Here is a 23,584-nt window from a genome sequence, read left to right as displayed (position 1 = left end):
CTCCGGGGCGCATGAGTACGGCCCCCATCCTCGGAATCGACTTCGGGACCACCAACACGTCGGCGGCCTTCTTCGACAAGGCGGGCAAGCTGCGGCTGGTGCCGGTGACGGACAAGAGCTTCACGCTGCCCTCGGTGGTGTGGTTCCACGCGGCGGACAAGGCCATCGTCGGCCACGCGGCCCGGCGGCAGATCATCGACGACCCGCGGCACACCGTGTTCGGTGCCAAGCGCTTCCTGGGCCGTCGCTACCAGTCCGAGTACGTCACCCAGCACAAGGACAAGTACGCCTTCGAGCTGGTGGAGGCGCCGGACGGCTACACCGCGGTGACGATGTACGGCAAGCAGACGTCGCTGACGGACGTCACCCACCTGGTCATCAAGCAGATCCTCACCCTGGCCACGCACGCGGCCGGCGAGCCCTTCAAGGAGTGCGTGCTGACGGTGCCCGCGCACGCGAGCATCCGCCAGCGCGAGGCGGTGCGGCAGGCCGCCGAGATGTGCGGCCTCAACGTGCGCGCCATCATCAACGAGCCGACGGCGGCGGCGCTCTACTACGCCAACCTGCGCAACCCCGAGCAGACGGTGATGGTGTTCGACCTGGGCGGCGGCACGTTCGACGCCACGCTGCTGGCGGTGCAGAACCGGGTGGTGAAGGTGCTCGCGACGGGCGGCGACGCGTTCCTGGGCGGCGCCAACTTCGACGAGCGCATCGTGGAGCTGCTGGTGGCGGACTTCCAGCGCCAGCACGGGTTGGACCTGCGCGGCAACCAGGTGGTGATGCAGCGGCTGGTCTTCGCCGCCGAGTCCGCGAAGATGGCGCTCAGCACGCGCGAGTCCACGGTGCTCCGCGTCCCCTGCATCGCGCAGAAGGACGGCGGCTTCATCGACTTCGACTACACGCTGACGCGCAAGCAGCTGGAGGAGATGGTGTTCCAGCTCATCGAGCGCACCGCGTCCGCGTGCGACGACGTGCTGGAGCGCGCCAGGCTCAAGGCGGAGCACATCGACGAGCTGGTGCTGGTGGGCGGCCAGACGCGCATGCCCGTCATCCGGCAGCGCTTCTCCCACTTCAAGCGGCTGTCCTCCGACAAGGAGGTCAACCCGGAGCTGGGCGTGGCGGTGGGCGCGGCCATCCTCGGGCGCAACCTGGCGCGCGGAATCACGGGCCTGTCGGACGTGGTGCCCATGCCCATCGGCATCATGGTGCCCGGCGGCGCCCAGCACGAGGTCATCCCCGCCAACACCCCCGTGCCCGCGACGAAGTCCGTGACGCTGGAGCTGCCCCTCATCCCCGGCCCCATCTCCGTCGCCCTGTTCGAGTCGCTCGACACCACCACCGTGGACCGCGAGCTGCTCGGCACCGTGCGCATCGACCTGGACTGGCGCACCACGCACAAGGGGCCCACCACCCTGGAGCTGCGCATGGGTCAGGACTTCGTCCTCGCCGCGGCCCTCGTCTCGCCCCAGGGCACCCGCCACCCGCTGCCGATTACCGATTTGCGCGCCCCCAAGCGCGCGTCCTGAGCCAGCCCGGGCGGGGAGCAGCTGTCCCCGCCTCCCACCCGGCGCTGACGACGTGGGCTACGTGCAGTTGCCGTTGTAGCCGGGGCCTCCGAAGTAGAAGTACCGGCCCCAGCCGCCCGGGTTGCTGGACTGGCTGATGTCGTAGCAGTTGCTGTCGTTGCGCCACGCGCTCAGCGAGGTGGGCTCACGATAGACATTGCCCGTGTCCACATAGAGGATGTTGCGGGTGTACGCGGCGTGGCTCCAGCCCGCGCCCGGGTACGCGCCGCTGCCCATGTCCGTGGACGTGTGGAGGTTGAGGTTGCGGTTGTCGATGATTTCGCCGCCGAAATCGATGACGTCCGCCCGGTCCGCCAGGCCCGCCGCGTCGAAGCGCACGCGCGGGTAGTAGCCCACCCACGTGTCCTGGAACTTCAGCCACCAGGCGCCCGTGGTGCCGTCCTTGAACCACATCAACTTGAACTCGTACTGGGCGCCGCCGGCGACGCTGTAGTTGTCGAAGCCTCCGCCGATGAAGACGGACGTGTTCGTCTGCACGAACGCGCCACAGCTCAGGTTGTAGCACCCCCCGCTGCCGTAGTTGTCCGGCGTGAAGTAGATGAAGAGGCGCGCGCGGTCATCGCCGTAGAGGTCGCGGTAGCGCTGCCAGCCGACCTCCACGGTCTCCAGCGACGCGCCCGAGCCGCGCACCACCCACATCTGCGACAGGCTGAACTCGCTGCTCAGCTCCGTGTACGGGCTCCACAGGTTGAAGATGGCCTCCGCGCCCATGTTGTTCACCCACTGGGACGTGTGCGCGTACTGGTGCAGGTCCGTGGGGCCCGCGCGCAGGGACGGCGTGGGCGCCTGCTCGGAGCGCCGCTTGCCCGTCTCCACGGAGACGTTGCCCGTCAGGTGGCTGGGAATCTTGCGGCGGAAGTCGTCCAGCGACTCGAAGCGCTTGAGCGTGTCGAGCGTCAGCTTGACGATGGGCACGCTGCCCTCCGGGCAGCGCCTGCGCGCGCCCGTGGCGTCCAGTTCGTCCGCGCGGCCCTCCAGCGTCGCGGGCTCGGCGCGCCACTTCGCCGCGAGCGAGTCCCCCGGCGCCACCGGCCGCTCCGGACGCGCGATGGGCTCGGTGCCCGGCGCCAGCTGGATTCGGTGGTTCTCCATGCCCGGCTGACGCAGCGCGGGCTGCGCGTACAGCGGCACGCAGTCGATGGCCTCGCCGCCGCGACTGGTGAAGCGATGCACCACGTCCTTCTCGTCATAGAGTGACTCGGCGTAGGCCTTCATCCGGGCCAGCTCCGCCGTGTCCCGCACGCGCTCAACCAGCGCCGTGCTTCCCGTGGCCTCGGGGGCGGCGACCTCGGGCTCCGCGACACCTCCGCACGCCAGCGCGCCCAGCATCACTCCCGACACCGAGCCCAGACGCCAGCCACGCGACGACCTTCGCTGCTCGTTCATGCAATGCCCCTCTTGGTTGGTGCAATGCCCGGCCTGTTTCGTGGCGAGGCATGGAATGAACGCCTGTCAGGGATTTCTTCGGTTGGAGCCTTTCATGTCTCACGAGGGGAGGTGCGGACACGCGGGAGGAGGAACGGCGGGATGGGAAGATTGGCGCGGGACTGGAGTCCGGGCCGGAGCTGAGTGTCGGGGCTTGGACATCCGTCCCGAGGACGTCAGCCGCACGGGGCATCCCAGCCAGACTCGGGACCATGACCTCTCTCAATCCCTTGCATCGTGTCGTGGTGGCGGTGGTCCTGGCGGTGGCGGCACTCTGGGCCTGTGGTGACGAGCCCAAGGCGGCGTCTCGAATAGAGGCCGCCGCGTCCACGGATGCACCGGCGTGCGCCTTCGTCGACAACACGCCGCCCGACGTCGCCCGGCAGTTGGAGGGCGCGGTGCTGACGCCGCTCGGGGCCGCGCGAAACCACGAGGAGGACGGGAAGAGAATCTCCACCCTCTCCGTCCGCGTGGAGTTTCCCACCGCCTCGCACTCGGCCTCGAACGTGCCTCCCGTCGTGATTCCCGGAGGCGAGGGGACCATCATCTGCACGGGGACCTGCACGGGCGGGAACGGGTGCCCTCCTCCCACGGGTTGCGTCGCCGTTCCGACGGGATGCTCGCAGCTCAACTGCGGCTTCTGCGACGGGGGCTGCTCCAAGACGACGATCTTCATCCCGTCCGATGCCGGCACCTCCGATGCGGGAGCGTCGGACTCGGGCACTCCGGACGCGGGGCCGCCGAACCTCCAGTAGTCGCAGGCTCGCGCCGCGCGTCGACAGGGACGGCGCGGCGCGGGCGGACGCCTCCGCTCAGGCGCCTTCCGCGCGCGAAATGAGCTCCTGGACCATGGGCTCCAGCCAGGCACCGCGCTCGATGATGTTCATGTGCGTGGTGTTGGGCAGCACGGCCAGCTTCGAGCCGGGGATGAGGCGGTACATCTCCGCCGCGTGCTCCAGGCGGGTGAAGTCGTTGTCGCCGAGCGCGAGCAGCACCGGCGCGCGAATGCCGTTGAGCTGCGCCGTGCTCCAGCCCTTCCACTCGGTCAGCAGGGTGTTCAGTCGGGCCAGCACGGACTCGAAGCTGGACGGGTCCGGGTTGTACTTGTCGAAGTTCGCCTTCCACGACACGAAGTCCGCCTCGGTGGGAAGGAGCGGAATCAGCTCGGGCGAGGGCACGTGCGTCGGGTCTCGCTGCATCTTCACCAGCTCGGGCAGCATGCCCTCGAGCGTGTACGTGACGCTCAGGAGCGTGGCGCTGGCCACGACCTCGGGATGGTGGACGCACACGCCCGTGGCGATCATCCCGCCCAGGCTGTGGCCCAGCAGGTGGGCCCGCTTCACGCCGAGGTGCGCGAGCACGCCCACGACGTCCTTCACCATGCGCTCCAGCTGGATGGGGCCCGGCCTGTCTCCCGTGTGGCCATGCCCCTGCATCTCCATGGCGATGACGGGGCGGCTCCGGGCGAAGCGCGGGAGCAGGTCCTTCGTGAAGGCCGTCTCGATGGCCAGCATTCCGCCCGGCAGCAGGACGAGGGGCGTCTTGCCTCCTTCGAGCGGGCCTCCGTGGACCTCGAAATAGACCTTCAGGTCGTCGACGGTGGCGTAGCCACCCTGCTGCGGCTTCGTGTTCATGGCGTGTCCCCGGCAAGAGAGTCCAAGACTCGCGACACACGCGGCCCCGGCCCCCAGGATGAAACGGCGGCTGAGACCTTCCCGACCCCGGTCCTTCATCGCGAATCCTCCGATGTGTTCGACTTCAGGAGGCGAACGAACGGGGCCCGCGCATTTCGACAGGGGATTTATTTTCCCGCGGCTACGCGGCCACCCGCTCCACGCAGGCCGGCACGTCGTTCGTGGGGGAGTTGACCACGCGCGCCACCTCGTAGGCGTCCAGGCCGTCGTCCGCCACGGGCACCAGCAGGGGCAGCAGGACGGAGGACTCCTGGGGCTCGGGGCGCAGCCACACCTCCTGGGCCGGGGGCGGCAGGATGACGGGCATCCGGTCATGGATGGGCGCCATCAACGCGTTGGGGCCGGTGGTGATGATGGTGCAGGTGCGCAGCACCTCGCCGGTGTCCTGCGCCGTCCACTCCTCCCACAGCCCCGCGAGCGCCAGGGGCTTGCCGTCCGCGCGGTGGAAGTAGAAGGGCGTCTTCGGCTTCGTGGACTGCTTCCACTCGAACCAGCCATCCACCAGCACCAGGCAGCGACGGCGCTTGAGCGCGCTGCGGAAGCTGGGCTTCTCCGCCACCGTCTCCCCGCGCGCGTTGATGAGCTTGTTGCCGATGCTCGCGTCCTTCGCCCACGAGGGGATGAGCCCCCAGCGGAAGGCGTCCAGCATCCGCGCTCCGTCATTGGGCACCACGGGCATCAGCTGCGTGGGCGCCAGGTTGAAGCGGGGGCGGTCCACCGCCATGCGAATGCCGGCGAGGCCCAGCTCCACCACGAGCTGATCAGGAGAGGTCCGAACGGTGACACGGCCGCACATGGGTGGGGAGTATCACCTCGTCCGGAGGCGGACCCAAGCAACTCATGCGTGGCACCGGCGCTCGGTCGCCGTCCGGCGGTGCGCGAGGGGCCCGGGAATGAACGTTCGTCCTCGAGTCACCAGAAGAGGCGCCCCGGGAAGACACGGGCCGGGCGGCATGAACTACATACGCGGGCCATGAACCGCCTGACCCGCATGTCCGTCTGCGTCGCCGCCTCGCTCGTCGCCTGCACCGAGCGCACCGCCACCCCCGCCGGGCCCGTGGACGCGGGGGCTCCCGCCTCTGCCGTGGCACCCACCCAGCCTGTCGTTCCCGACGCTCCTCCCGTCGCTCCCGGTACGGCGGGGGGCGCGGTGGACCTGGCCGACGCGGGCACGCCTGACGCGGGCCCGGGTGACGCCGGGGCGCTCGCGCAGGCGTCGGGTGGCACGGACTGCTCCGCGGCGAAGCTGAAGGCCTCCACGAAGGCCGCGCCAAAGCCGCCCCTGCCTCCCGCGGTGGAGAGCATGCGCACCCGCATCATCGCCGCCGCGCGGGCGTGTGACTACGCGGAGCTGGGCAGGCTGGTGGACGAGAAGGGCAAGAGCGTGCGCTTCAGCTTCGGCCCCGACGAGGACGCGGTGGCGTTCTGGAAGCAGGAGGAGGCGAGGGGCGAGCCCACCCTCGCGCGCATCGTCCAGGTGCTGGAACTGCCCTACGCCCAGGAGGGAGACCTCTACTACTGGCCCTCCGTGCACATCACCGGATTCAAGACGGAGAAGGACGTGAAGATGCTCGCCGGCGTCTACCCGAAGGCCGACCTCGAGAGCATGCGCAAGGAGCTGGGCAGCTACCTGGGCCTGCGCGTCGGCATCGACAAGGACGGGGACTGGCAGCTCGCGGTCGCGGGCGACTGAGCCCGGCGCTCCACCACTCGCCGCTCCGGGCGCGCACTTCGCCGCGCCCGTCCCGCCATTGGCTGCAAAGGCACCGGGAGCCCACGGGCGCCTCGGCATCCTGGGGGCATGAGACGAACCGCCCCGATACTCGTGCTCCTCGGCCTGTTCTTCGCGTCCTCCGCCCTCTCGGCCGAGGACGTCGCGCGTGCCCACCTGCGGGCCTCGCTGGAGGCCATGGGGGGCGAAGCGAAGCTCCAGGCCCTCTGCGCGCTGCGCATCCAGGGCATCGGCCACTGGAACCTGATGGAGCAGTCCGAGCGCCCTGCCCCACCGTGGCTCGTCAGCTACGAGCAGGTCGACGAGGTGCGGGACCTGCGACAGCGTCGGCTGCGGATGAAGACCGAGGGCCGTGGCTCCCCGGGGCTCGAGGACTGGCAGGGCGCGACGATGGTGCTGTCCGACGGTGTGGTGATGATGGAGCGCGGCGGTCAGCGACGTCCCGCGGGAGGGGCCCAGTTGCAGGACCTGAACGAGCGGCTCGACTTCGCGCCCGAGCGCATCCTCTTCACCGCGCTGGCCGCGCCGGAGCTGCGCGCGCTGGCGGACACCCGGCTGCAGGACGTGCCGCACCACGTGGTGGCGTTCCGCCATGGCCACGCGCGGGTGAAGCTGTATCTCAACGCGCGGACGCGGCTGCCCACGATGGTGGAGACGCTGGACGCGCACCCGTCGGACTTCTTCTGGAGCGTCTGGGGTGATGTGACGACGCGGTTGTTCTTCCAGGCGTGGTCCCTGGAGCCGGGCGGGCTGCGCCATCCGCGCCACTGGGAGTGGGAGCGCAAGGGGCAGACCTACCACAGCTTCACCGTGACGCGGCTGGAGCTGGCTCCGAAGGTCTCCGAGGAGGACTTCGCCATTCCCGAGGACGTGAAGAAGGGCTTCGCGGCGCGGGGGCGGATGACCGCGGATGACCTGCCGCTGGGTCGCCCCGACCGTCCGGCCGTCGAGCTGGCGCCGGGCGTCGTGCATCTGCCTGGCGCGTGGGATGTCACGCTGGTGAAGCAGGACGATGGGCTCGTCATCATCGAGGCGCCCATCTCCTCGGGCTACTCGGCGCGAATCCTGGAGGAGACCCAGCGTCGCTTCCCGGGCGTCAAGGTGAAGGCGGTGGTGTCCACGAGCGATGCATGGCCTCACGTGGGCGGGGTCCGGGAGTACGCCGCGCGCGGCATCCCGCTTCACGTGCTGGACCTCAACCGGCCGCTCCTGCAGGGGATGCTCACGGCGCCTCGGACCCTCGCGCCGGACGCGCTCGCCCGTGCGCCTCGGGCCGCCTCGCTGGTCAACGTGGGGCAACGCGTGAAGCTCGGCGCCGGGAGGAACCGGTTGGAGCTGGTCCCCGTGCGCACGGAGACCGGGGAGCGGATGCTCTTCGTCGCGCTTCCCGAGCACCGGCTGCTCTACACCAGCGACCTGGTCCAGCCTCGCCCGGACGGGACTTTCTTCAACGTGCAGCAGGTCTCCGAGACGATGGAGGTCATCGCGCGTGAGCGGCTGGAGGTGGCCCGTGTCTTCGGCATGCACCTGGGCGCCACGGACGTGTCCGCGCTCGCGGCGGCGGTGGAGAAGCAGAACGCCGTGGTCTCCGAGGTGAAGCCCTGAAGTGAAGCGCGTGTGCGAGGATGGAGAAGAACACACGGGGGCGCATCCGTCATGAACGACACGACGCTGTTCACTCCGCCGTGGATGGGAGTCCTCGACCCCAAGGTCCGGGACTTCCTCCAGCAGCGCGGCGTCCTCCAGTCGCGCACGGTGCCCATCGACACCGTGTGCGCGGAGCTGGCGGGCCTGGGCTACCAGGTCCACGACTACGCCCAGGCCGTGATGTCGTTCATGGACGGGCTCGACGTGCGCGGGGTCGACCATCGCCACCTGAAGTTCGGCGCGAGCGATGCGGCGGATGGCATCGACGGATGTGGCCACGAGCGACTTCGCCATCCTCTTCGTGACGGCGGAGGGCGGCTGGTGGCTCCTGGATGAGACGTGGTTCCTCTACATCCGGTTGAGGGACTTCAACGACGTCATCCGGCTCATCCTCTTCGGCGAGCGGGGTGTCGGGACGCGGGTGACACTCGAAGGAGAGCAGATTCCTCCCGCGTATCGACGGGACGTCTAGCGAGCCCGTCCGAGCCTGCGCTCCAGTTCCTCGCGTCGACTCCGGCTGACCCGCAGGCGCTGGCCGGTGCTCAGCACCACCACGAGTTCCGTCGCCGAGTCGTGATGCAGCTCGCGGATGCGCTCCACGTTGACGATGACCGAGCGATGGATGCGCACGAAGCGCTCCGCGTCGAGCCGGGCCTCCAGTGACGCCAGGCTCTCGCGCAGCACGTGCTCCTTGTCGCCCACGTGCAGCGTGACGCAGTAGTCGTCCGCGCCAATCCAGTCGAGGTCCGACACCGGCACGAGCACCGAGCGCGCCCCCACCTTCACCACCAGTCGGCTCGGGTGCTCGTCCCCTGGCGGAGACTCGCGCTCCGTGGGAGGAGCGTGTCCCGTGTCCGCGAGCAGGGCCGCCAGCTTTCGTCCCAACGCCAAGGCCTCGTCCTGGCGCAGTCGTTGCCGGGCTCGGCTCAGCGCCTCGTCGAAGCGTTCGTCCGCGAAGGGCTTCACCAGGTAGTCCACCGCGTGCATGTCGAAGGCGCGCACGGCGAAGGTGTCGAACGCGGTGATGAAGATGACCGCGGGCATCCGTGTCACGCCCACCTCGCGGATGACCCCGAAGCCGTCCAGCTCCGGCATCTGCACGTCGAGCAGCACCAGCGCGGGCTTCAGCGCGTGGATGGCGTCCACCGCCTCGCGCCCGTCGCGGCACTCGCCGCACACCGTCACGTCCGGATGCCGCGACAGGGCCTGCCGGAGGCCACGTCGGGCGAGCGGCTCGTCATCCACCAGGAGGACGGCGAGCTCAGCCACGCGAAATCTCCGCTCCGAAAACCATGGCCCCGCGATGCGCGCCCCCGTCCTCTGGCGCCGTGCCCATGCCAACGCTCCTTCTCGGGAGGACGCTGTGCCCAACGACGCGCGGCCGCGTTTCAGAAACGGCGTTCATGCCTCCGCTGCCCATGGGGAGGACACTGAGCTCAGCCATGCGCGGCCCCCCGCCCTGAAGGAGCGTCCTCGCGCTGGAAGGGCAGCCACACGGTGGCCACGGTCCCCACGCCCTCCGGCGATGCCGCCACGCTGACTCGCCCCGCCGCCCCGTAGAGCTGGGACAGCCGCGCCCGGGTGTTGGACAGCCCGATACCCGGGCTTCGCTCCACATCGAAGCCGGCGGGCAACCCCGGACCGTCATCCGCCACCATCAGCTCCAGCGCCTCGCCATGACGCCGGGCCCGGATGCGCAGCGCGCCCGCCGCCGTGCGGGCCGACACACCGTGCCGGATGGCGTTCTCCACCAACGGCTGGAGCACCAGGTGCGGCACCCGCGCGTCCATCAACGCCTCGTCCACATCCCAGTCCACCCGCAGCCGGTCCTGGAAGCGCAGCCGCTGGATCTCCAGGTACCGCTCCAGCACCGACAGCTCGTCCCGGAGGGACACCTCCTGCGTCGCGCCCTGCTGGAGCAGCCGGCGCAAGATGTCCCCCAGCAGCACCAGCATCCTCGCGGCCGTGTCCTTCTCCCCATCCCGCACCAGCACGACGATGGCGTTCAGGGTGTTGAACAGGAAATGAGGATGGAGCTGCACCTGGAGCGCCTGGAGCCGGGCCTCCGCCAGCTCGACGGCGAGCGCCGCGGCCTGCCGCTCACGCTCACGCTCACGCCGCCGGGCCGCGAGTGACTGCGCCACCCCCACCGTCGCGACGTACGTCATCGCCATCATCGGCAACCAGCCCAGCGCATAGCGCGTCAGCATCACCCCGAAGGACGCGCCTCCCATTCCCGCGCCGAAGGCCCGCTGGCACACCGTGTACACGAGCGCGAACAGCCCGCTCACGCCCAGGCACGCCAGCACGTGCCCCGCCCAGGCCCCCGCGCGGAACGGCCGCCCCAGCCGCAGCCGCCGCGTCAGCGCGAACACCCACGGCGTGGCGGGCACCCACACATACCAGCCGGGAAGCTGCGACAGGAACGCGCGCCACGGCTCCATCGGCCGGGGCGACGACAGGCTGAAGAAGTACGTCTCCAGCGCGGACAGCGTCCCCGGCACGCTCCAGACCGCGACGAGCCCCAGCGCTCGCCGCCACAGGGGGGCAGGTGTCTCTTCCATCGGCGTCACGGTGCCCCGAGTCTAGCGGAGTCGCACCGCGCCACCCATGTCCATCCACGCGAGCCAGGAGGCGGCAGCCGCGACGCACCCTCGCTTGCGAGTCGCCCGGCCGGTGCCCACTTGTCCTCCGAGGAGGACTGACACATGGGACTGGGAAGAACGAAGGCGGTGCCCACGCTGGCGGTGACGGACCTGAAGGCGGCCCGGCGCTTCTACGGCGAGGTGCTCGGGTTCGACGAGGTCAAGGAGATCTCCGAGGAGGGCGCGGCCATGTACCGCGTGGGCGGTGAGTCCTTCCTCCTCGTCTACGAGCGCTCGTCACCGTCCGGCTCCACCGCCACCGCGTGCTCCTTCGCCGTGGAGGACGTGGAGGCCAGCGTGGACGAGCTGCGACAGGCGGGCGTGAAGCTCGAGGAATACGACATCCCCGAGATGGGCATCCAGACGAAGAACGGCATCGCGACCATGGGCGACTTCAAGTCGGCGTGGTTCAGGGACCCGTCGGGGAACATCCTGGCCATCGACGACTCGCTCGCCCTGATGGAGCGACGGGGACGGCAGGCGCGCACGAGCGCTCCTTCGGAAGGGCTGCACGCCTGAGCGACACCGGGCACCCCGCTAGGTCGGCAGCTTGATGCCGGACAGCCGCTGGTACAGCGCCACCGCGAAGCCGTCCGTCATCCCCGAGATGTAGTCCGTGACGCACAAGAGCCGCTGGTACATGGACAGCCGCGCGAGCGCGTCACCGATGTCCTCGCTGGTCAGCGGCTTGTCCGGCCGCTGGAACAGCTCCAGGGGCAGCAGCTGCCGCAGCTTCTTCTCCTCCCGGTTGGGCGTGTCCGTCACCACCGCCTGCGCGAACATGTCCAGCAGGCCGCCGAGCGTCTTGAAGCCGGCGCTCTCGATCTGCAGCACGCGCTCGCTCTCGTAGCCCTTGCGACGCGTCAGCTTCTTGATGGCGTCGAGCGGCCCACGGATGTCCTCTCGAGCGGAGACGAGCGGCTTCTCCCACTCGCCCTCCTCCATCTGCTCCACGTGCTCCAGGAACACGCGGACGCTCGCCTGGATGAGCACGCCAATCACCCGCGCGCGCGCCTGCGCCAGGCGCGTCTCCAGGTGCGCGGGTGGCAATCGCGTCGACTTCTCCGGGGGAGGCAGCACCTGGTCCAACAGCTCACAGGCCACATCCATCGGCACCAGCCCCAGCTTCGCGGAGTCCTCCAGGTCGATGACCGCGTAGCAGATGTCGTCCGCCGCCTCGACGAGGAAGGCCAGCGGGTGGCGGGAGAAGACGCCCTCCTCGCGCTCGGGCAGCCCCGCGGCACGGTAGGTCTCCAGCGCCAGCACGTGGTCGTCCTGGAAGTAACCGAACTTCTTCTCCGACACGCGCGCCTTGTTCGCCTCGCGTCCGCCTGGAAGCACCGACGGCCGAGGGTACTTGCTCATCGCCCCCAGCGTCGCCGCGGTGTAGCGCAGCCCGCCCCGCCGCTCGCGCGACTGGAGCCGGTTGAGGATGCGAAAGCCCTGCGCGTTGCCCTCGAAGCTCTCCAAATCCCTCCACTCCTCCGCCTTCGTGAAGGGGCTCGGCTTGCCCGCGAGCGTCTCACCCGGCTTCGCCAACCGCTGCGACACCCAATGCTGGATGGCCGCCTCGCCCGAGTGGCCGAAAGGCGGGTTGCCGATGTCGTGCGCCAGGCACGCCGCCGCGACAATGGTCCCCAGGTGCGAGGGCTCCACCTTCACCCCCTGCGACTTCAGCCCCAGCCCCGCCAGCTGTCCCAACGAGCGCCCCACACACGACGCCTCGATGCTGTGGGTCAACCGCGTGCGCGTGTAGTCGCTCGTCGACAGCGGGAAGACCTGCGTCTTGTCGTGCAGGCAACGGAACTCGCTGGAGAAGACGATGCGGTCGTAGTCGACGTCGAACGGCGTGCGCTCATCCAGCGGCAGGGACACCTCACCCGCGGGCGCCTTCTCCACCCGCGCCTCCACGGGCTTCGGCTCCGAGCCCACCCGGTGTCCCGACAAGAACCGCTGCCACCGCTCCGTCCGACTGCTGCCGCCCACTGAAAGTGCCTCGCTGCCGTCCCTTGGAGAAGGACGATGGGAGCATGCTGCTCCGCCCGTACGCGGAGGCAAGTTTCATGGGACGGGTGGGCACGGCGCCATTGTCCCACCCGGCGAGCGGACGGCGCCCGGGTCGCTCGCCGGGCCTCGTGACGCTGGACGGACGCGCGTGCCCTGGGCAGCCTGCGCCCGGTTCCCTCCTCCAGCGGAACCCAAGGAGTCTCACCGTATGAAGCTCAAGGCGTTGTGCATCGCCGTGTCGCTGTTGGCCCTCCCGGGTGTGGCCGCCGCGCAGAGCCCCTTCGACAACCTCAAGAAGGCCGCGGGTGACGCGGGCAAGTCCACCGTCGAGAAGCGCGTCAACGCCAAGCTCCTCGAGGAGGGCCAGAAGAACCAGTGCAGCTTCAAGACGGGCACCGCGGAGCTGGCCGCCGGCTGCGAGGACAAGCTCAAGAAGCTGACCAACGCCCTCATCGACGCCAAGAAGCAGCTCACCGCCGGCGGGGTGAAGAGCTACAAGTTCGAGGTCTCCGGTCACACCGACTCGACGGGCGACGCGGCGAAGAACAAGAAGCTCAGCGAGCAGCGCGCGGAGGTCATCGTCAAGGAGCTGGTCGCCCGGGGCATCCCCCGCGGTGAAATCGTCGCCGTGGGCCTCGGCTCCGACCGTCCCCTGGTGAAGCCGGACAACACCGAGGCGAAGAAGGCGAAGAACCGCCGCTACGAGCTCCAGGTCCGCCTGTAGCGCACGGACTCAGGACGACAGCCGGGCGGGTCGCGGCGCTTCGTCTTCCCCGGTCCGCGCGTGGGGGATGAAGGTCATGGCTCGCTCGGCCAGCGCGGTGATGGTCAGCGAGGGATTGACGCCCGGGTTGGCGGAGATGGCCGAGCCGTCCACCACGTACAGTCCCTCGTAGCCGAAGAGCCGGTGGCGATGGTCGATGACGCCCGTCGCCGCCGAGTCTCCCATGCAGCAGCCGCCGAGGATGTGCGCGGTCGTCGGGATGCCCAGCACCGTCTCGCTCACCATCGTCATCGGATAGCCGTCCAGCTTGTCCGCCACGCGGCGCGCCAGGTCGAACGCCTCGGGCATGTTGGACGTGGGCGCGGGGCCGGACTGCAGCCCGGTGGACAGCCCGCTCTTCAGCAGCCGACCGCGCCGCATGCGCAGGTGCCCCTCCAGCGTGCGCATGTAGAGCAGGATCAGCGTGCGCTTGGCGAAGTCCGGGACGAACCACGCCTTGAGGAAGCGCAGCGGGTGGCGCGCGAGCAGGCCCACCAGCCGCGCCATCCGACCCAGCATCGACTTGCCGGGCACCTGCGGCGCCATCAGCAGGCGGAAGAAGCCGGAGCCCTCCGAGAAGCGCACGGGCTCCAGGTGCGAGCGCTCGTCGGTGTGCAGGATGGAGCCGATGGCGATGCCCTTCGACAAGTCGTGCTCCGGGCGACCGCTCACGATGCCGATGAGCGCCTCGGAGTTGGTGCGCACGCCGTCGCCCAGCCGGTCCGACAGCCGGGGCAGTCCGTCCTTGTCCTCCTTGAGCCGCAGCAGCAGCGACAGCGAGCCCAGCACGCCTCCAGCGAAGATGACGTTCTTCGCGGTGAGGCGCAGGGTCTCGCGGCCGAAGAGGCCGGCGCCCTTCTTCGCCTCCACCTCGTAGCCACCGCCCGGCAGGGGCCGCACCCACGTGGCCTCCGTGTCCGCGTGCAGCGTCAGGCCGCGCTTCTCCGCGAGGTAGAGGTAGTTGCGGTCCAGCGTGTTCTTCGCGCCGTGGCGACAGCCGAGCATGCACCCGCCGCAGGACGTGCAGCCGGTGCGCTCGGGGCCCTCTCCGCCGAAGTACGGGTCCTTCACCGTGACGCCCGGCTCACCGAAGTACACGGCGACGGTGGACGGCTCGAAGCCCGGGCGACCCAGCTCCTGGCCCACCTGTTCGAGCACCCGGTCCGCCACGGTGCCGCGCGGGTTGGTGGTCGCGCCGAGCATCTTGCGCGCGGTGGCGTAGTGCGGCGTCAGCTCGTCCTTCCAGGAGGCCAGGTGTCCCCACGAGGAGGCCTGGAAGAAGTCGTCCTTCGGGATGGGGAGCGTGTTGGCGTAGACGAGCGAGCCGCCTCCCACGCCCACGCCGGACAGCACCGTGACGTGGCGGAAGAAGCTCATCTGGAACAGGCCCCGCCAGCCGAGCTGGGGCATCCACATCCAGCGCTTCAGGTTCCAGTTCGTCTTCGGGAAGTCGGAGGGAGCCAGCCGCCTCCCCTTCTCCAGCATCACCACGCGGTAGCCCTTCTCGGTCAACCGCAGCGCGCTGACGCTGCCGCCGAAGCCCGAGCCGATGATGAGCCAGTCGCAGTCCATGCGTCTCCCGTCCTTCGCATTCCCCGGCATCGGCACTCGCCGAGGGCACTCTATGCGAAACACGCTGGGGAACCGCGACTCGCGAAGCACGCTGCCGCCGCCGTGGCGCCCGCTCGTCCTCCGGGCCGGCGCCACGAAGCGGGTTTTCCGGGACGCCCTCCTGCCCAGGCCCGCGTCACGGCCGTGCCACTCACCGACGTCCTGGGCCGCTCGGCGACTCCCGCCACCGTCCGAAGAGGACGTCACACGGCCCTCCAGGGGCGCGCTACCAAGAGCACCGACGTACCGAGGACCTTGGAGGCACAGAGCCATGAAGCAGCACTTCAGAAGCGCAGTCGCGGTGGGCGCGGTCCTCGTGGGAGGCGTGCTCGCTTCCGGGAGCGCGCGTGGAACCCCCGCGAGCACGCAGGACGTGGTGGGCGCCCGACGCGCGGTGGAGCTGTATCTGGAGGGTCACGCGACGGGCCAGGTGGCCCCCTTCCGCGAGGCGATGCACGACGAGATGAAGATGTTCCTCAACCGGGACGGCGTGCTCGTGCGCAGGACGGCCGCCGAGTACCTGGCCGGCGTCAGCGGGAAGCCCGCCGACGACGAAGCGAAGCGCAAGCGCCGGCTGGTCAGCCTGGACGTCACCGGCGACGTGGGCGTGGCCAAGGTCGAGCTCGACTACCCGGGCGCCTTCATGACGGACTACCTCACCGTCATCAAGACGGACGGGGGCTGGAAGATCATCAACAAGGTCGTCCACGTCCAGAAGCGGTAGCCCCCCGCCTGTGGCTGGGCGCGCGAAGTTTGTGTTTGCCGGGATGGCTCACCACAAGAGGGGCGCGAAAGATTCCCGCGGGTCATTTCCCTCCCGGGGAAGTGGCCTCGGGCGGACGGCCTACGGTCGGCGCATGGCCCACGACGTCTTCATCACCAGCCTGGGGAAGTTCCTCCCGGGCGAGCCCATCCCCACGACCAGATGGAGGACGACCTCGGCAAGGTCCGGGGCAAGCCCTCCCGGGCCCGCGCCCGTGTCCTCGTCCAGAACGGCATCACCCAGCGCCACTACGCCCTCGACCGCGAGCAGCGCACCGTGCTGTGCGACTGGGACCTCGCGGCGAACGCCGTCCAGGATGCGCTGTCGCGCTCGCCCATCACCCTGGGAGAGATGGACCTGCTCGTCACGGCGCCCCCCAGGGCGACCGGGTACTGCCGGGCTTCGCCAGCCAGGTGCGCCGCGCGCTGGGTGGCCCCGCGTGTGAGGTGGCGTCACTGCATGGCATCTGCTCCAGCGGCATGCAGGTCCTGCGCGCGGCGGCGCTCCAGGTCGGAGGCGAAGAAGGCCGTCGTCTGCGCCAGCGAGCTGGTGAGCCGGCTGCTCAAGGCGCGCCACTACGAGGAAGTGACGGCGTACCCTTCGAGGGATGGAGGAGATGCGGCGGAGCTTCTCCAACGACTATCTGGATGCCGGGCTCACCGTCTCCTTCATGTTGCGGCTGCTGGCGACGGTGGCGTTCGGGGTGCGCTCCGCGCTCGCGGCCCGGCGCTCGGCGACACCCACGGCGAACGAGACGCCCTACGTCCCCGTGACGGCGGTGGAGGGGCCCTGAGATGACGACCTGGGTGGAGGTGCCGCGACGTGGCTGGCGGCAGGCCGTCCGGGTGGCTCGGCTGATGATTGGGGTGCCGGACTCCGAGGCGTATGCGCCGCACCTGCGTGCGCATCATCCAAGCGCCCCATGATGACCTACGAGGAGTTCTTCGACGAGCGAATGGCGGCGCGCCACCGGGCGCCCCTGTCCCAGGGAGCCCGAGCGGGTCACCCGCCGTGAGGTGCGAGCACGGCGGGTGACGTAGTCCCTCACCGCCGCGCCGCCACAACGCGAGCGCGACGGGGAGCCGGTACGCCTACCGCCGCGTCGCCGTCTTGCGAGCACGACGCGCGGCGGGCGTGTTCGCCACGTACTGCCGACCTCTCCGCGAGGCCGTGCGCTTGCGGCGCTCCGTGGCCTGCTTCTGACGCGCGCTGAGCCGTGACCACGCCTTCTTCGGCAGATAGCGCGCCGTCGTCGCGCCGCGGCGCGCACGCGTGCCACCGGTGCTCGTCTGCCAGGCCTCGCGCGTCCACGTCGTGAGCGACTTCTGGCTCGTGGCCTTCCGTCCGCGATATCCACCGCCGGCCTTCACGTATTCTGCGGCCAGCAGCTGGGCCTTGCGCGCACTCCACTGTCCCGCGCGCCCGCCTCGCGTCCCCGCCATGAGGCGCTTCTTGAGGCGCTCCCTCAGCGCGGGCCGGGTGTACCGGCTGCTCGTCGAGGCACGCGCCCCGGACGCCACGCGACGCCGGGGCGTGGTGGTGGCACGTCGAGGCTTCGACATGCGCGTACGAGAAACCATCCGCTTCTTGGGCATCCCACGGGTGCGCGACGTAGCGCGCGAGCTCTTCTTGGCGACCATCCAGTCTCTCCCCCTCAGTGACTGCACTGCGCGCCTCAGTTGGGGACGGCCAGCGCACCTCGCAATCACCCTGTCTTGCCGCCTGCTCCTCGCGACGAGGGCACGTTCCCTCTCCTGCCCTCGCTCCAGTTCAATCCTTCACACCCGCCAGCGCCGCGGGGCGGAAGAGCGCGCAAGCCCGCACCGGCTGCGGCGGGTACTTCCCCGGCAACAGCGGGCACATGATGAACACCGAGGTCCGTGACTGGACGTAGCGCGGTGGCGCGGCGCAGCGATGGCAGAGGCTGTCCGGGAACGGGAGCGACTCGGGAGGGGGTGTCGTCATGGGCTCTCGACGGGAGGTGAGCCGCTATAGCGCGGACTACGCGGCCAAGGCGCTGGTCGCGCAGGGCGCGGGCCAGGGCTACGACTGGGAGAAGGGCATCGACTCCGGCAAGAAGTGGGCGGACCTCAACCCCCGAGCAGCAGGGCGAGCTCATCCAGGACGCGTACAAGCAGGGCTACTTCGACGGCAAGCGCCCCTTCATCGGAGAGAGCGGCAAGGACCACACCGCGTATCTCGACGAGGCGGTGAAGCAGATGCGCGCGGGCAAGGGAGACCCGAACTGGGACTTCTCCAAGGCCACGGGCAAGTGGAACGAGGTCAAGGACGCGGTGGTCGACGGCGTGAAGGACGCCGGGAAGAAGGTCTGGGACACCGTCACGGAGCCGCTCGAGCGCGTCAAGGACGGCATCCTCGACCGGCTCCCCTGGCGCTGAGGCTTACGGCACCGCGCCTGACGCGGGGCTGTCCGCCGGTGGGTTCGGTTCACGAAGCCACCGCGCGGCGGCCTGTGCGACGTCGGCCGGAATCGAGTGGCCTCCGGTGAACTCGTGGAACCGCACGTCGAAGCCCGCCGAGCGCAGCTCCGCGCCGATGCGGCGCCCCTCCTCCACGGGGATGGCCTGGTCGGCGTCGCCGTGGGCGATGAACACGCGCGGCACACCGCGAGGCTCCGCCGCGTCCACGAAGCCCGGCGCGAAGGCCACGATGCGGGAGAACACGTCACCGTTCAGGATGCCCAGCGACAACGCATAGGACGCGCCATCCGAGAACCCGGAGACGCTGACATGCTCGGGCGCCACCGCGTAGCGGGAGAAGACCCGCGCGAGCGCCATGTCGATGAAGTCCAGGTCCGCGCCGCCCGTGGCCAGCTTGTGGTCCCACGTCACGCCGCGCGACTCCGGAATCACCAGCAGGAATCCCTCCGACTCCGCGACGGGCGCCAGCGCCTGCAGCATCTGCCGCGCGTTCCCCTTCGCGCCGTGCAGCAACAGCATCAGCGGCGCGGGCTGCTCCGGACGATAGGTGCGAGGCACGTACACGAGCCCGTCACGCGCGCCTCCCAGCCCCAGCGGTTGCTCCCCGACCGCCGCGGACACGTCCGACACCGGGCCCGGACGCGAGCGCACCCGCCCATCCGTGGACACGTGGGCGATGGGCCCCGTCGCCGTGGCCTCACCCGCTGGCGCCACGCTCCGGGGCGCCACACAAGCCACGAGCCCCAGGCACATCACCACCACGAGCCCACGCAGCGAGGGCTCTCGCGGCGAGCGGACCTGAGACCTCCTCGTCGGCATCTTCACGGCGCCTCCTTCGCGGTTCCGACTCCGGGCGGAGGGGTTCCTCGAACGCGTCATCAGCAGGTCCTCGGTCAGGGGCAGCGAACACAGCGGGCGATGCTTCCCATCCAACACAGGAGCCCACGGGCTCCACGAACACTTCGTCTCTCATCCGCGGGCCGGTGAGCCACCGCGAGCCCCAGCATGCGCCCTCCGGGAGCGCGGGCCCGAGCGGTCCTTGCGCCAGGGAGGACACCCACGCGCATGGCGCGCCGCGCCTTGCCACGCCCTTCACCAGAGCGGCGCCATGTTCTCCACGTACTTGAATCCCGTGCCCGTGTTGAAGACCACCACGGACTCCTCGGGAGTCACCTGCCCGGACGCATGGAGCTTGCGCAGCGCGGCCACGCAGGCGCCGCCCTCCGGCGCCGCGAAGAGCCCCTCGGCCGAGGCCAGGTCCTTCGTCCCCTGGACGATTTCGGCCTCCGTGACGGAGACCGCCGTCCCCCCGCTCTCCTTCACCGCGCGCAGGATGAGGAAGTCGCCCAGGGCCTTGGGTACGCGAAGGCCGTGCGCATGCGTCGTCGCGCCCTGCCACATCGGCGCATCGGGCCTGCCCTCCTCGTGGGCCTTCACGATGGGCGCGCAGCCCTCCGCCTGCACCGCCACCATCCTCGGCCGCTTCGAGTCGATGAGGCCCATCGCCTCCATCTCCTCGAACGCCTTCCACATGCCGATGAGCCCGGTGCCGCCGCCCGTCGGGTACAGGATGACGTCGGGCAGCGTCCAGCCGAGCTGCTCCGCGACCTCGTAGCCCATCGTCTTCTTGCCCTCCACGCGGTAGGGCTCCTTCAACGTGGCGCACTCGTACCACCCATGCTCGCGAGCCAGCCCCGCGCACACCTTCCCCGCGTCCGTGATGAGCCCGTCCACCGTCTCGACGTGCGCGCCATAGGCCCGCGTCTCCAGGAGGAAGAGGCTCGCGATGTCGCGAGGCACGAAGACATGCGCCTCCAGGCCACCGCGCGCCGCGTACGCCGCCAGCGCACTCCCCGCGTTGCCCGCCGAGGGCAGACACACCGCCTTCGCTCCCAGCACCTTCGCCATCGACACCGCCGCCGACAGGCCGCGCGCCTTGAACGAGCCGGTGGGGTTGCCGCTCTCGTCCTTCACCCAGACCTGCTTCATCCCCAGCCGCGCCGCCAGCCGGGGCGTCGCAAGCAGCGGCGTCCAGCCCTCGCCCAGGCTGAGCCGCTGCGCGGGGTCCGCCACGGGCAGCACCTCGTGGTAGCGCCACATGGAGCGATCCCGCGTCGCCAGGGCCTCGCGGCGCAGCGTCTTCGCCGCGCGCTCCAGGTCATAGCGCGCGAACAGCGGCGCGTCGCAGGTGGTGCACAGGTTCAGCACGGCGCCCGGCGCATACGTCCGGTCGCACTTCGTACAGTCGAGTCGGAGGACGGACATGGCCCGCCGACTCTACGGCGAACCCAGGCCCGCGGCCTACCGTGCGTCCCCGGCGGTGTTCACCGGGGGCAGCCACTTGCGCAGCAGGGCGGGCGCGGTGGAGCGGTAGATGTTGTCGTGACGCAGGTCCGGTCGGGGCTCCACCTCCCACGTCAGCCCGGCGGGTGCGCTCGCCTGGAGGATGTCGTTCAGCCGCGCCACCGCCGGGACGATGTCCTCCGTCTCGTTCGCGGAGGAGACATACAGCCGCGCGCGCAGCGACGGGTGCTGCGCGAAGAACGTCCCGGCCTGCTTCACCAGCGCCTCGCCGTTCCACCAGAGGCTCGGACTCAGCGCCAGGTACGTGTCGAACAGCTCGGGCTGGAGGAAGAAGGTCTCCATGATGAACAGGCCCGCGGCCGACTCGCCGATGATGGCCCGCTCCTCGGTCACCCGATAGCGCCGGGAGATGTCGGGGAGCAGCTCGTCGCGGATGAACGCGCGGAACGCCGCCGAGCCACCCGAGACAGGGATGAGCTCCCGGTCACTCGCGAGCTCGGTGGGCCCCGTCATGTCGCGCCTGCGCACCGTGTTCTCGATGCCCACGACGATGAGCGGCCGCATCTCCCCCGCGCGGATGGCGGCGTCCACCGCGGAGGCGACGTGCGGGAAGTCCTCCTGGAGCCCACCGTCGGGCATGTACAGCACCGGGAAGCGAGCGTCCTTCGCCGTCTCGTAGCCGGGCGGCAGGTAGACGGTGATGCGCCGCTCCTCCTTCAGCACCGAGGAGGACAGGAGGTACAGCTCATGCGGCGGCACCGGCTCCGGCGCGACGGGTGGCATCCGCCGCACGGAGCAACCCGCCAGGAACAGGCTCAGCCCCACATACGCCATCCATCGTCGCGTCATCATGATGTCCCCCACCCGCTTCAATCCTGGAGTTCCAGCCACACCGGCGCGTGGTCCGAGGGCTGCTTTCCCTTGCGCGCGTCGCGGTCCGTGTCCGCCCCCGTCAGCCGGGGCACCAGCGGCGCCGACACGTAGAGGTGGTCGATGCGCAGGCCCAGGTTCTTCGGGAAGCCAAGGTTGCGGTAGTCCCACCACGAGAAGCGCTGCGTGTCGGGGTGCAGCTTGCGGTACGCGTCCGTCAGGCCGAAGGCGCGCAGGCGCTGGAGCGCGTCGCGCTCCTTGAGCGTGAAGAGCGTCTGTCCTTCCCACAGCTTCGGGTCGTAGGTGTCGATGTCCTCGGGCGCGACGTTCCAGTCACCGCCGAGCACCAGCGGCTCGTCCGGCTTGTGGCGCGTGTCCAGGTAGCGGCGCAGCCGGCCATACCACTCGAGCTTGTACTCGTACTGGGGCGAGTCCACCGACTGCCCGTTGGGCGCGTACGCGCTCACCACGCGGACGCCCTTCACCGTCGCGGCGATGAGGCGCGCGTGCGTGTCGTCCACGCCGTCCGACAGCCCCTTCACCACGTCCCGCGGCTCCTCCTTCGCCAGGATGGCCACGCCGTTGTAGGTCTTCTGCCCGTGGAGGGCCGCGTGGTAGCCGGCGTCGCGCACCGCCTCCAGCGGGAAGTCCGCCTCGGTGCACTTGAGCTCCTGCAAGCACACCACGTCCGGCTGCGCGCTCTTCAGCCACTCGAGCAGGCGCTCCTGCCGGGCCCGTACCGAGTTCACGTTCCAGGTCGCGATTTTCATCGCGGGCACCGTCGCACGGCACCCACGCCCCCGCCACGCTTTTCCCCTCCTCGTGCGGCTACGCGGCCACACCCCGTCCCATGCTCCGGGGCAAGGGCCCTGGCACGCGCATCGCAATGACTCCGGGTGGGAGGACGCCCACAGGTGTCCTCCCGGAGCGCCCTTCCCGGACGCCCCGCCTGGAGTCGAGGTCGCCATGAGCCCGAGGACGAAGAAGACCTCCCGCCGCACCCTGGGTTTCACCCTGCCGCCCACGCTCAAGAAGGCGCTGGTGCCTTCCTGCCTCGCCGCCCTGGGCCTGGCCGCGTGGACCGACGTCCCCCTGCCCGCCACGCTGCGCCCCTGGCTGGCCCTGGCCGAGCACGCGCGCACCCGCGATGCGGTCATCCCCGTGGACCTCGCGCCGGCGTTCGCCGAGGCGCCCCTGCCCATCCCGGCCACCCTCCCGGCCGCCGAGGAGCTCCCGTCCACGCCCGCGCCGCGCGTGGCGGTCGAGGACGCCCTGGCCCTGCCGCACGAGCACACCCGCCGCGTGGACCACCTGGGCCGCGCCCGCGCGCTCAGGGAGCTGGGGGATGTGTCCGGCGCGCTCACCGAGGTGCGCCGCGCCCTGAACGATGAGCCGTCCGACACGGAGGCGCTGATGACGGCGGCCCGGCTGGCGCGGCTGCAGGGACAGTCGGAGCTGGCGCTCGCGGCCTACGCGCGGCTGGGGAGCCTGATGCCCGAGGAGGCCGGCGCGCTCATCCAGCAGGCCCGCCTGCTGGTGTCCCTGGGGCGCCACGCGGAGGCGGTGCGCGTGGGCGAGGAGGCGGTGGTGCGCGCGCCGGAGGACGCGGAGGGCTACCAGGCGCTCGGCCGGGCCCACCTGGCCTCGGGCGAGCTGTCCCCCGCCATCCTCCGCTTCCAGCAGGCGGTGCACCTGGATCCGGAGCACGGCTACGCGCTCAACAACCTGGGCTTCGCCTACCTGCGCGCGGGAGAGGACGCGAAGGCCGCGGAGGTGCTCGCGCGGGCGGCGGAGCTGCTGCCCCACGTCGCGTACGTGCACAACAACCTGGGCGTGGCCTGGGAGCGGCTGGGCCGCAAGGAGGAGGCCCGGGGCGCCTATGCCCAGGCCACCCGGCTGTCGCCCCGCTACGTCCAGGCGCGCGTCAACGCGGACCGGATGAACCGCGTCGCCCGGGCGGACCTGGCCCCGAGCGACACCCGGACGCCGGAAGCCCTTTCACCCCTGCCCGAGCCGCATTAGTGCCTCCCCGCCTGGAGACCGACCTCCAGGCGGGCGTCGGGCCGGTTCCCGCCGCCGGCCCATCGGTCTAACGT

Annotated in this window: 27 protein-coding genes; 13 read left to right on the top strand and 14 right to left on the bottom strand. The window is 70.4% G+C overall.

Features of this window, described 5'->3' with window-relative positions; genetic code table 11:
• The first annotated feature begins 11 nt into the window (after positions 1–11).
• A complete protein-coding gene (locus OWM54_RS33670; RefSeq protein WP_223745488.1) occupies positions 12–1,526 on the top strand; it encodes an Hsp70 family protein in 1,515 nt (504 codons plus the stop codon).
• Between the two features lie 57 nt (positions 1,527–1,583).
• On the opposite strand, the gene OWM54_RS33665 is transcribed toward OWM54_RS33670, so the two are convergent.
• Complete coding sequence (locus OWM54_RS33665) at positions 1,584–2,972, bottom strand: neprosin family prolyl endopeptidase (protein ID WP_267700125.1); 1,389 nt, start codon at positions 2,970–2,972, stop codon at positions 1,584–1,586.
• Positions 2,973–3,223: 251 nt separating this feature from the next.
• On the opposite strand from OWM54_RS33665, the gene OWM54_RS33660 reads away from it, so the two are divergent.
• Positions 3,224–3,766, top strand: coding sequence for a hypothetical protein (locus tag OWM54_RS33660; protein WP_267700124.1), 543 nt, complete (start codon positions 3,224–3,226; stop codon positions 3,764–3,766).
• A 57-nt stretch (positions 3,767–3,823) separates the two neighbouring features.
• Here OWM54_RS33660 and OWM54_RS33655 read toward each other — a convergent pair whose 3' ends face one another.
• Both OWM54_RS33655 and OWM54_RS33650 read right to left on the bottom strand, forming a co-directional pair.
• Positions 3,824–4,645, bottom strand: coding sequence for an alpha/beta fold hydrolase (locus tag OWM54_RS33655; RefSeq protein ID WP_267700123.1), 822 nt, complete (start codon positions 4,643–4,645; stop codon positions 3,824–3,826).
• Between the two features lie 181 nt (positions 4,646–4,826).
• Positions 4,827–5,501: an SOS response-associated peptidase gene (locus OWM54_RS33650; protein ID WP_223745484.1), complete on the bottom strand. Its 675-nt coding sequence runs from the start codon at positions 5,499–5,501 to the stop codon at positions 4,827–4,829.
• A 177-nt stretch (positions 5,502–5,678) separates the two neighbouring features.
• Between OWM54_RS33650 and OWM54_RS33645 the strand changes: the two genes are divergently transcribed.
• From OWM54_RS33645 to OWM54_RS33630, 4 genes are all read left to right on the top strand, one after another.
• Positions 5,679–6,398 carry a hypothetical protein gene (locus tag OWM54_RS33645; RefSeq protein WP_267700122.1) on the top strand — a complete coding sequence of 240 codons (720 nt, stop codon included), beginning with the start codon at positions 5,679–5,681 and terminating at the stop codon, positions 6,396–6,398.
• A 108-nt stretch (positions 6,399–6,506) separates the two neighbouring features.
• A complete protein-coding gene (locus tag OWM54_RS33640; RefSeq protein ID WP_267700121.1) occupies positions 6,507–8,042 on the top strand; it encodes a hypothetical protein in 1,536 nt (511 codons plus the stop codon).
• A 51-nt stretch (positions 8,043–8,093) separates the two neighbouring features.
• On the top strand, positions 8,094–8,420 hold the full coding sequence (locus OWM54_RS33635; protein ID WP_141325580.1) for a hypothetical protein: 327 nt from the start codon (positions 8,094–8,096) through the stop codon (positions 8,418–8,420).
• Positions 8,356–8,556, top strand: a complete 201-nt coding sequence (locus OWM54_RS33630; RefSeq protein ID WP_267700120.1) for a hypothetical protein — start codon at positions 8,356–8,358, stop codon at positions 8,554–8,556. The genes OWM54_RS33635 and OWM54_RS33630 overlap by 65 nt, the downstream gene beginning before the upstream one ends.
• On the opposite strand, the gene OWM54_RS33625 is transcribed toward OWM54_RS33630, so the two are convergent.
• A complete protein-coding gene (locus OWM54_RS33625) occupies positions 8,553–9,353 on the bottom strand; it encodes a LytR/AlgR family response regulator transcription factor (protein ID WP_267700119.1) in 801 nt (266 codons plus the stop codon). The genes OWM54_RS33630 and OWM54_RS33625 overlap by 4 nt on opposite strands.
• A 167-nt stretch (positions 9,354–9,520) precedes the next feature.
• The gene (locus OWM54_RS33620; protein WP_267700118.1) at positions 9,521–10,648 is read right to left on the bottom strand and encodes a sensor histidine kinase; all 1,128 of its coding nucleotides are present in this window, start codon (positions 10,646–10,648) and stop codon (positions 9,521–9,523) included.
• Between the two features lie 144 nt (positions 10,649–10,792).
• Here OWM54_RS33620 and OWM54_RS33615 point away from each other — a divergent pair, with 144 nt between their 5' ends.
• On the top strand, positions 10,793–11,248 hold the full coding sequence (locus OWM54_RS33615) for a VOC family protein (RefSeq protein WP_223745478.1): 456 nt from the start codon (positions 10,793–10,795) through the stop codon (positions 11,246–11,248).
• Between the two features lie 18 nt (positions 11,249–11,266).
• Here OWM54_RS33615 and dgt read toward each other — a convergent pair whose 3' ends face one another.
• The gene (gene dgt, locus OWM54_RS33610) at positions 11,267–12,661 is read right to left on the bottom strand and encodes a dGTP triphosphohydrolase (RefSeq protein ID WP_141325604.1); all 1,395 of its coding nucleotides are present in this window, start codon (positions 12,659–12,661) and stop codon (positions 11,267–11,269) included.
• A gap of 283 nt (positions 12,662–12,944) precedes the next feature.
• Here dgt and OWM54_RS33605 point away from each other — a divergent pair, with 283 nt between their 5' ends.
• Positions 12,945–13,460: an OmpA family protein gene (locus OWM54_RS33605; RefSeq protein WP_141325585.1), complete on the top strand. Its 516-nt coding sequence runs from the start codon at positions 12,945–12,947 to the stop codon at positions 13,458–13,460.
• A 9-nt stretch (positions 13,461–13,469) separates the two neighbouring features.
• On the opposite strand, the gene OWM54_RS33600 is transcribed toward OWM54_RS33605, so the two are convergent.
• Positions 13,470–15,071, bottom strand: a complete 1,602-nt coding sequence (locus OWM54_RS33600) for a GMC oxidoreductase (protein WP_267700117.1) — start codon at positions 15,069–15,071, stop codon at positions 13,470–13,472.
• Positions 15,072–15,381: 310 nt separating this feature from the next.
• Here OWM54_RS33600 and OWM54_RS33595 point away from each other — a divergent pair, with 310 nt between their 5' ends.
• On the top strand, positions 15,382–15,834 hold the full coding sequence (locus tag OWM54_RS33595; RefSeq protein ID WP_194869192.1) for a nuclear transport factor 2 family protein: 453 nt from the start codon (positions 15,382–15,384) through the stop codon (positions 15,832–15,834).
• Between the two features lie 120 nt (positions 15,835–15,954).
• Here the strand turns inward: OWM54_RS33595 and OWM54_RS33590 are convergent, their stop codons facing one another.
• Positions 15,955–16,122, bottom strand: a complete 168-nt coding sequence (locus tag OWM54_RS33590) for a hypothetical protein (RefSeq protein WP_267700116.1) — start codon at positions 16,120–16,122, stop codon at positions 15,955–15,957.
• A 367-nt stretch (positions 16,123–16,489) separates the two neighbouring features.
• On the opposite strand from OWM54_RS33590, the gene OWM54_RS33585 reads away from it, so the two are divergent.
• The gene (locus OWM54_RS33585; RefSeq protein WP_267700115.1) at positions 16,490–16,666 is read left to right on the top strand and encodes a hypothetical protein; all 177 of its coding nucleotides are present in this window, start codon (positions 16,490–16,492) and stop codon (positions 16,664–16,666) included.
• A gap of 1 nt (position 16,667) precedes the next feature.
• Positions 16,668–16,799, top strand: a complete 132-nt coding sequence (locus tag OWM54_RS33580) for a CstA-like transporter-associated (seleno)protein (RefSeq protein ID WP_267700114.1) — start codon at positions 16,668–16,670, stop codon at positions 16,797–16,799.
• 165 nt (positions 16,800–16,964) lie between these two features.
• Here OWM54_RS33580 and OWM54_RS33575 read toward each other — a convergent pair whose 3' ends face one another.
• Together OWM54_RS33575 and OWM54_RS33570 are read right to left on the bottom strand one after the other, a co-directional pair.
• Positions 16,965–17,435 carry a hypothetical protein gene (locus OWM54_RS33575; RefSeq protein ID WP_223745474.1) on the bottom strand — a complete coding sequence of 157 codons (471 nt, stop codon included), beginning with the start codon at positions 17,433–17,435 and terminating at the stop codon, positions 16,965–16,967.
• Between the two features lie 208 nt (positions 17,436–17,643).
• Entirely contained in the window at positions 17,644–17,838 is a 195-nt protein-coding gene (locus OWM54_RS33570) for a hypothetical protein (protein WP_223745473.1), read from the bottom strand.
• Between the two features lie 245 nt (positions 17,839–18,083).
• Between OWM54_RS33570 and OWM54_RS33565 the strand changes: the two genes are divergently transcribed.
• Complete coding sequence (locus OWM54_RS33565; protein ID WP_267700113.1) at positions 18,084–18,272, top strand: hypothetical protein; 189 nt, start codon at positions 18,084–18,086, stop codon at positions 18,270–18,272.
• A 3-nt stretch (positions 18,273–18,275) separates the two neighbouring features.
• Here OWM54_RS33565 and OWM54_RS33560 read toward each other — a convergent pair whose 3' ends face one another.
• The 4 genes from OWM54_RS33560 to xth form a co-directional block, all read right to left on the bottom strand.
• Positions 18,276–19,133 (bottom strand): alpha/beta hydrolase, encoded by an 858-nt coding sequence (locus tag OWM54_RS33560; RefSeq protein ID WP_267700112.1) that lies wholly within the window; start codon positions 19,131–19,133, stop codon positions 18,276–18,278.
• A gap of 273 nt (positions 19,134–19,406) precedes the next feature.
• Entirely contained in the window at positions 19,407–20,579 is a 1,173-nt protein-coding gene (locus tag OWM54_RS33555) for a threonine synthase (RefSeq protein WP_267700111.1), read from the bottom strand.
• Between the two features lie 36 nt (positions 20,580–20,615).
• Positions 20,616–21,467 (bottom strand): alpha/beta hydrolase, encoded by an 852-nt coding sequence (locus OWM54_RS33550; RefSeq protein WP_141325605.1) that lies wholly within the window; start codon positions 21,465–21,467, stop codon positions 20,616–20,618.
• Positions 21,468–21,487: 20 nt separating this feature from the next.
• Positions 21,488–22,258, bottom strand: a complete 771-nt coding sequence (xth, locus tag OWM54_RS33545; RefSeq protein WP_223745470.1) for an exodeoxyribonuclease III — start codon at positions 22,256–22,258, stop codon at positions 21,488–21,490.
• A 196-nt stretch (positions 22,259–22,454) separates the two neighbouring features.
• Here xth and OWM54_RS33540 point away from each other — a divergent pair, with 196 nt between their 5' ends.
• Complete coding sequence (locus OWM54_RS33540; RefSeq protein ID WP_267700110.1) at positions 22,455–23,510, top strand: tetratricopeptide repeat protein; 1,056 nt, start codon at positions 22,455–22,457, stop codon at positions 23,508–23,510.
• Positions 23,511–23,584: the final 74 nt, after the last annotated feature.

The sequence above is a fragment of the Myxococcus sp. MISCRS1 genome (assembly GCF_026626605.1).
Lineage (GTDB): Bacteria > Myxococcota > Myxococcia > Myxococcales > Myxococcaceae > Myxococcus > Myxococcus fulvus.
The sequence above is the reverse complement of the archived record's forward strand: the minus strand, read 5'-3'. Positions and strand labels throughout refer to the sequence as shown.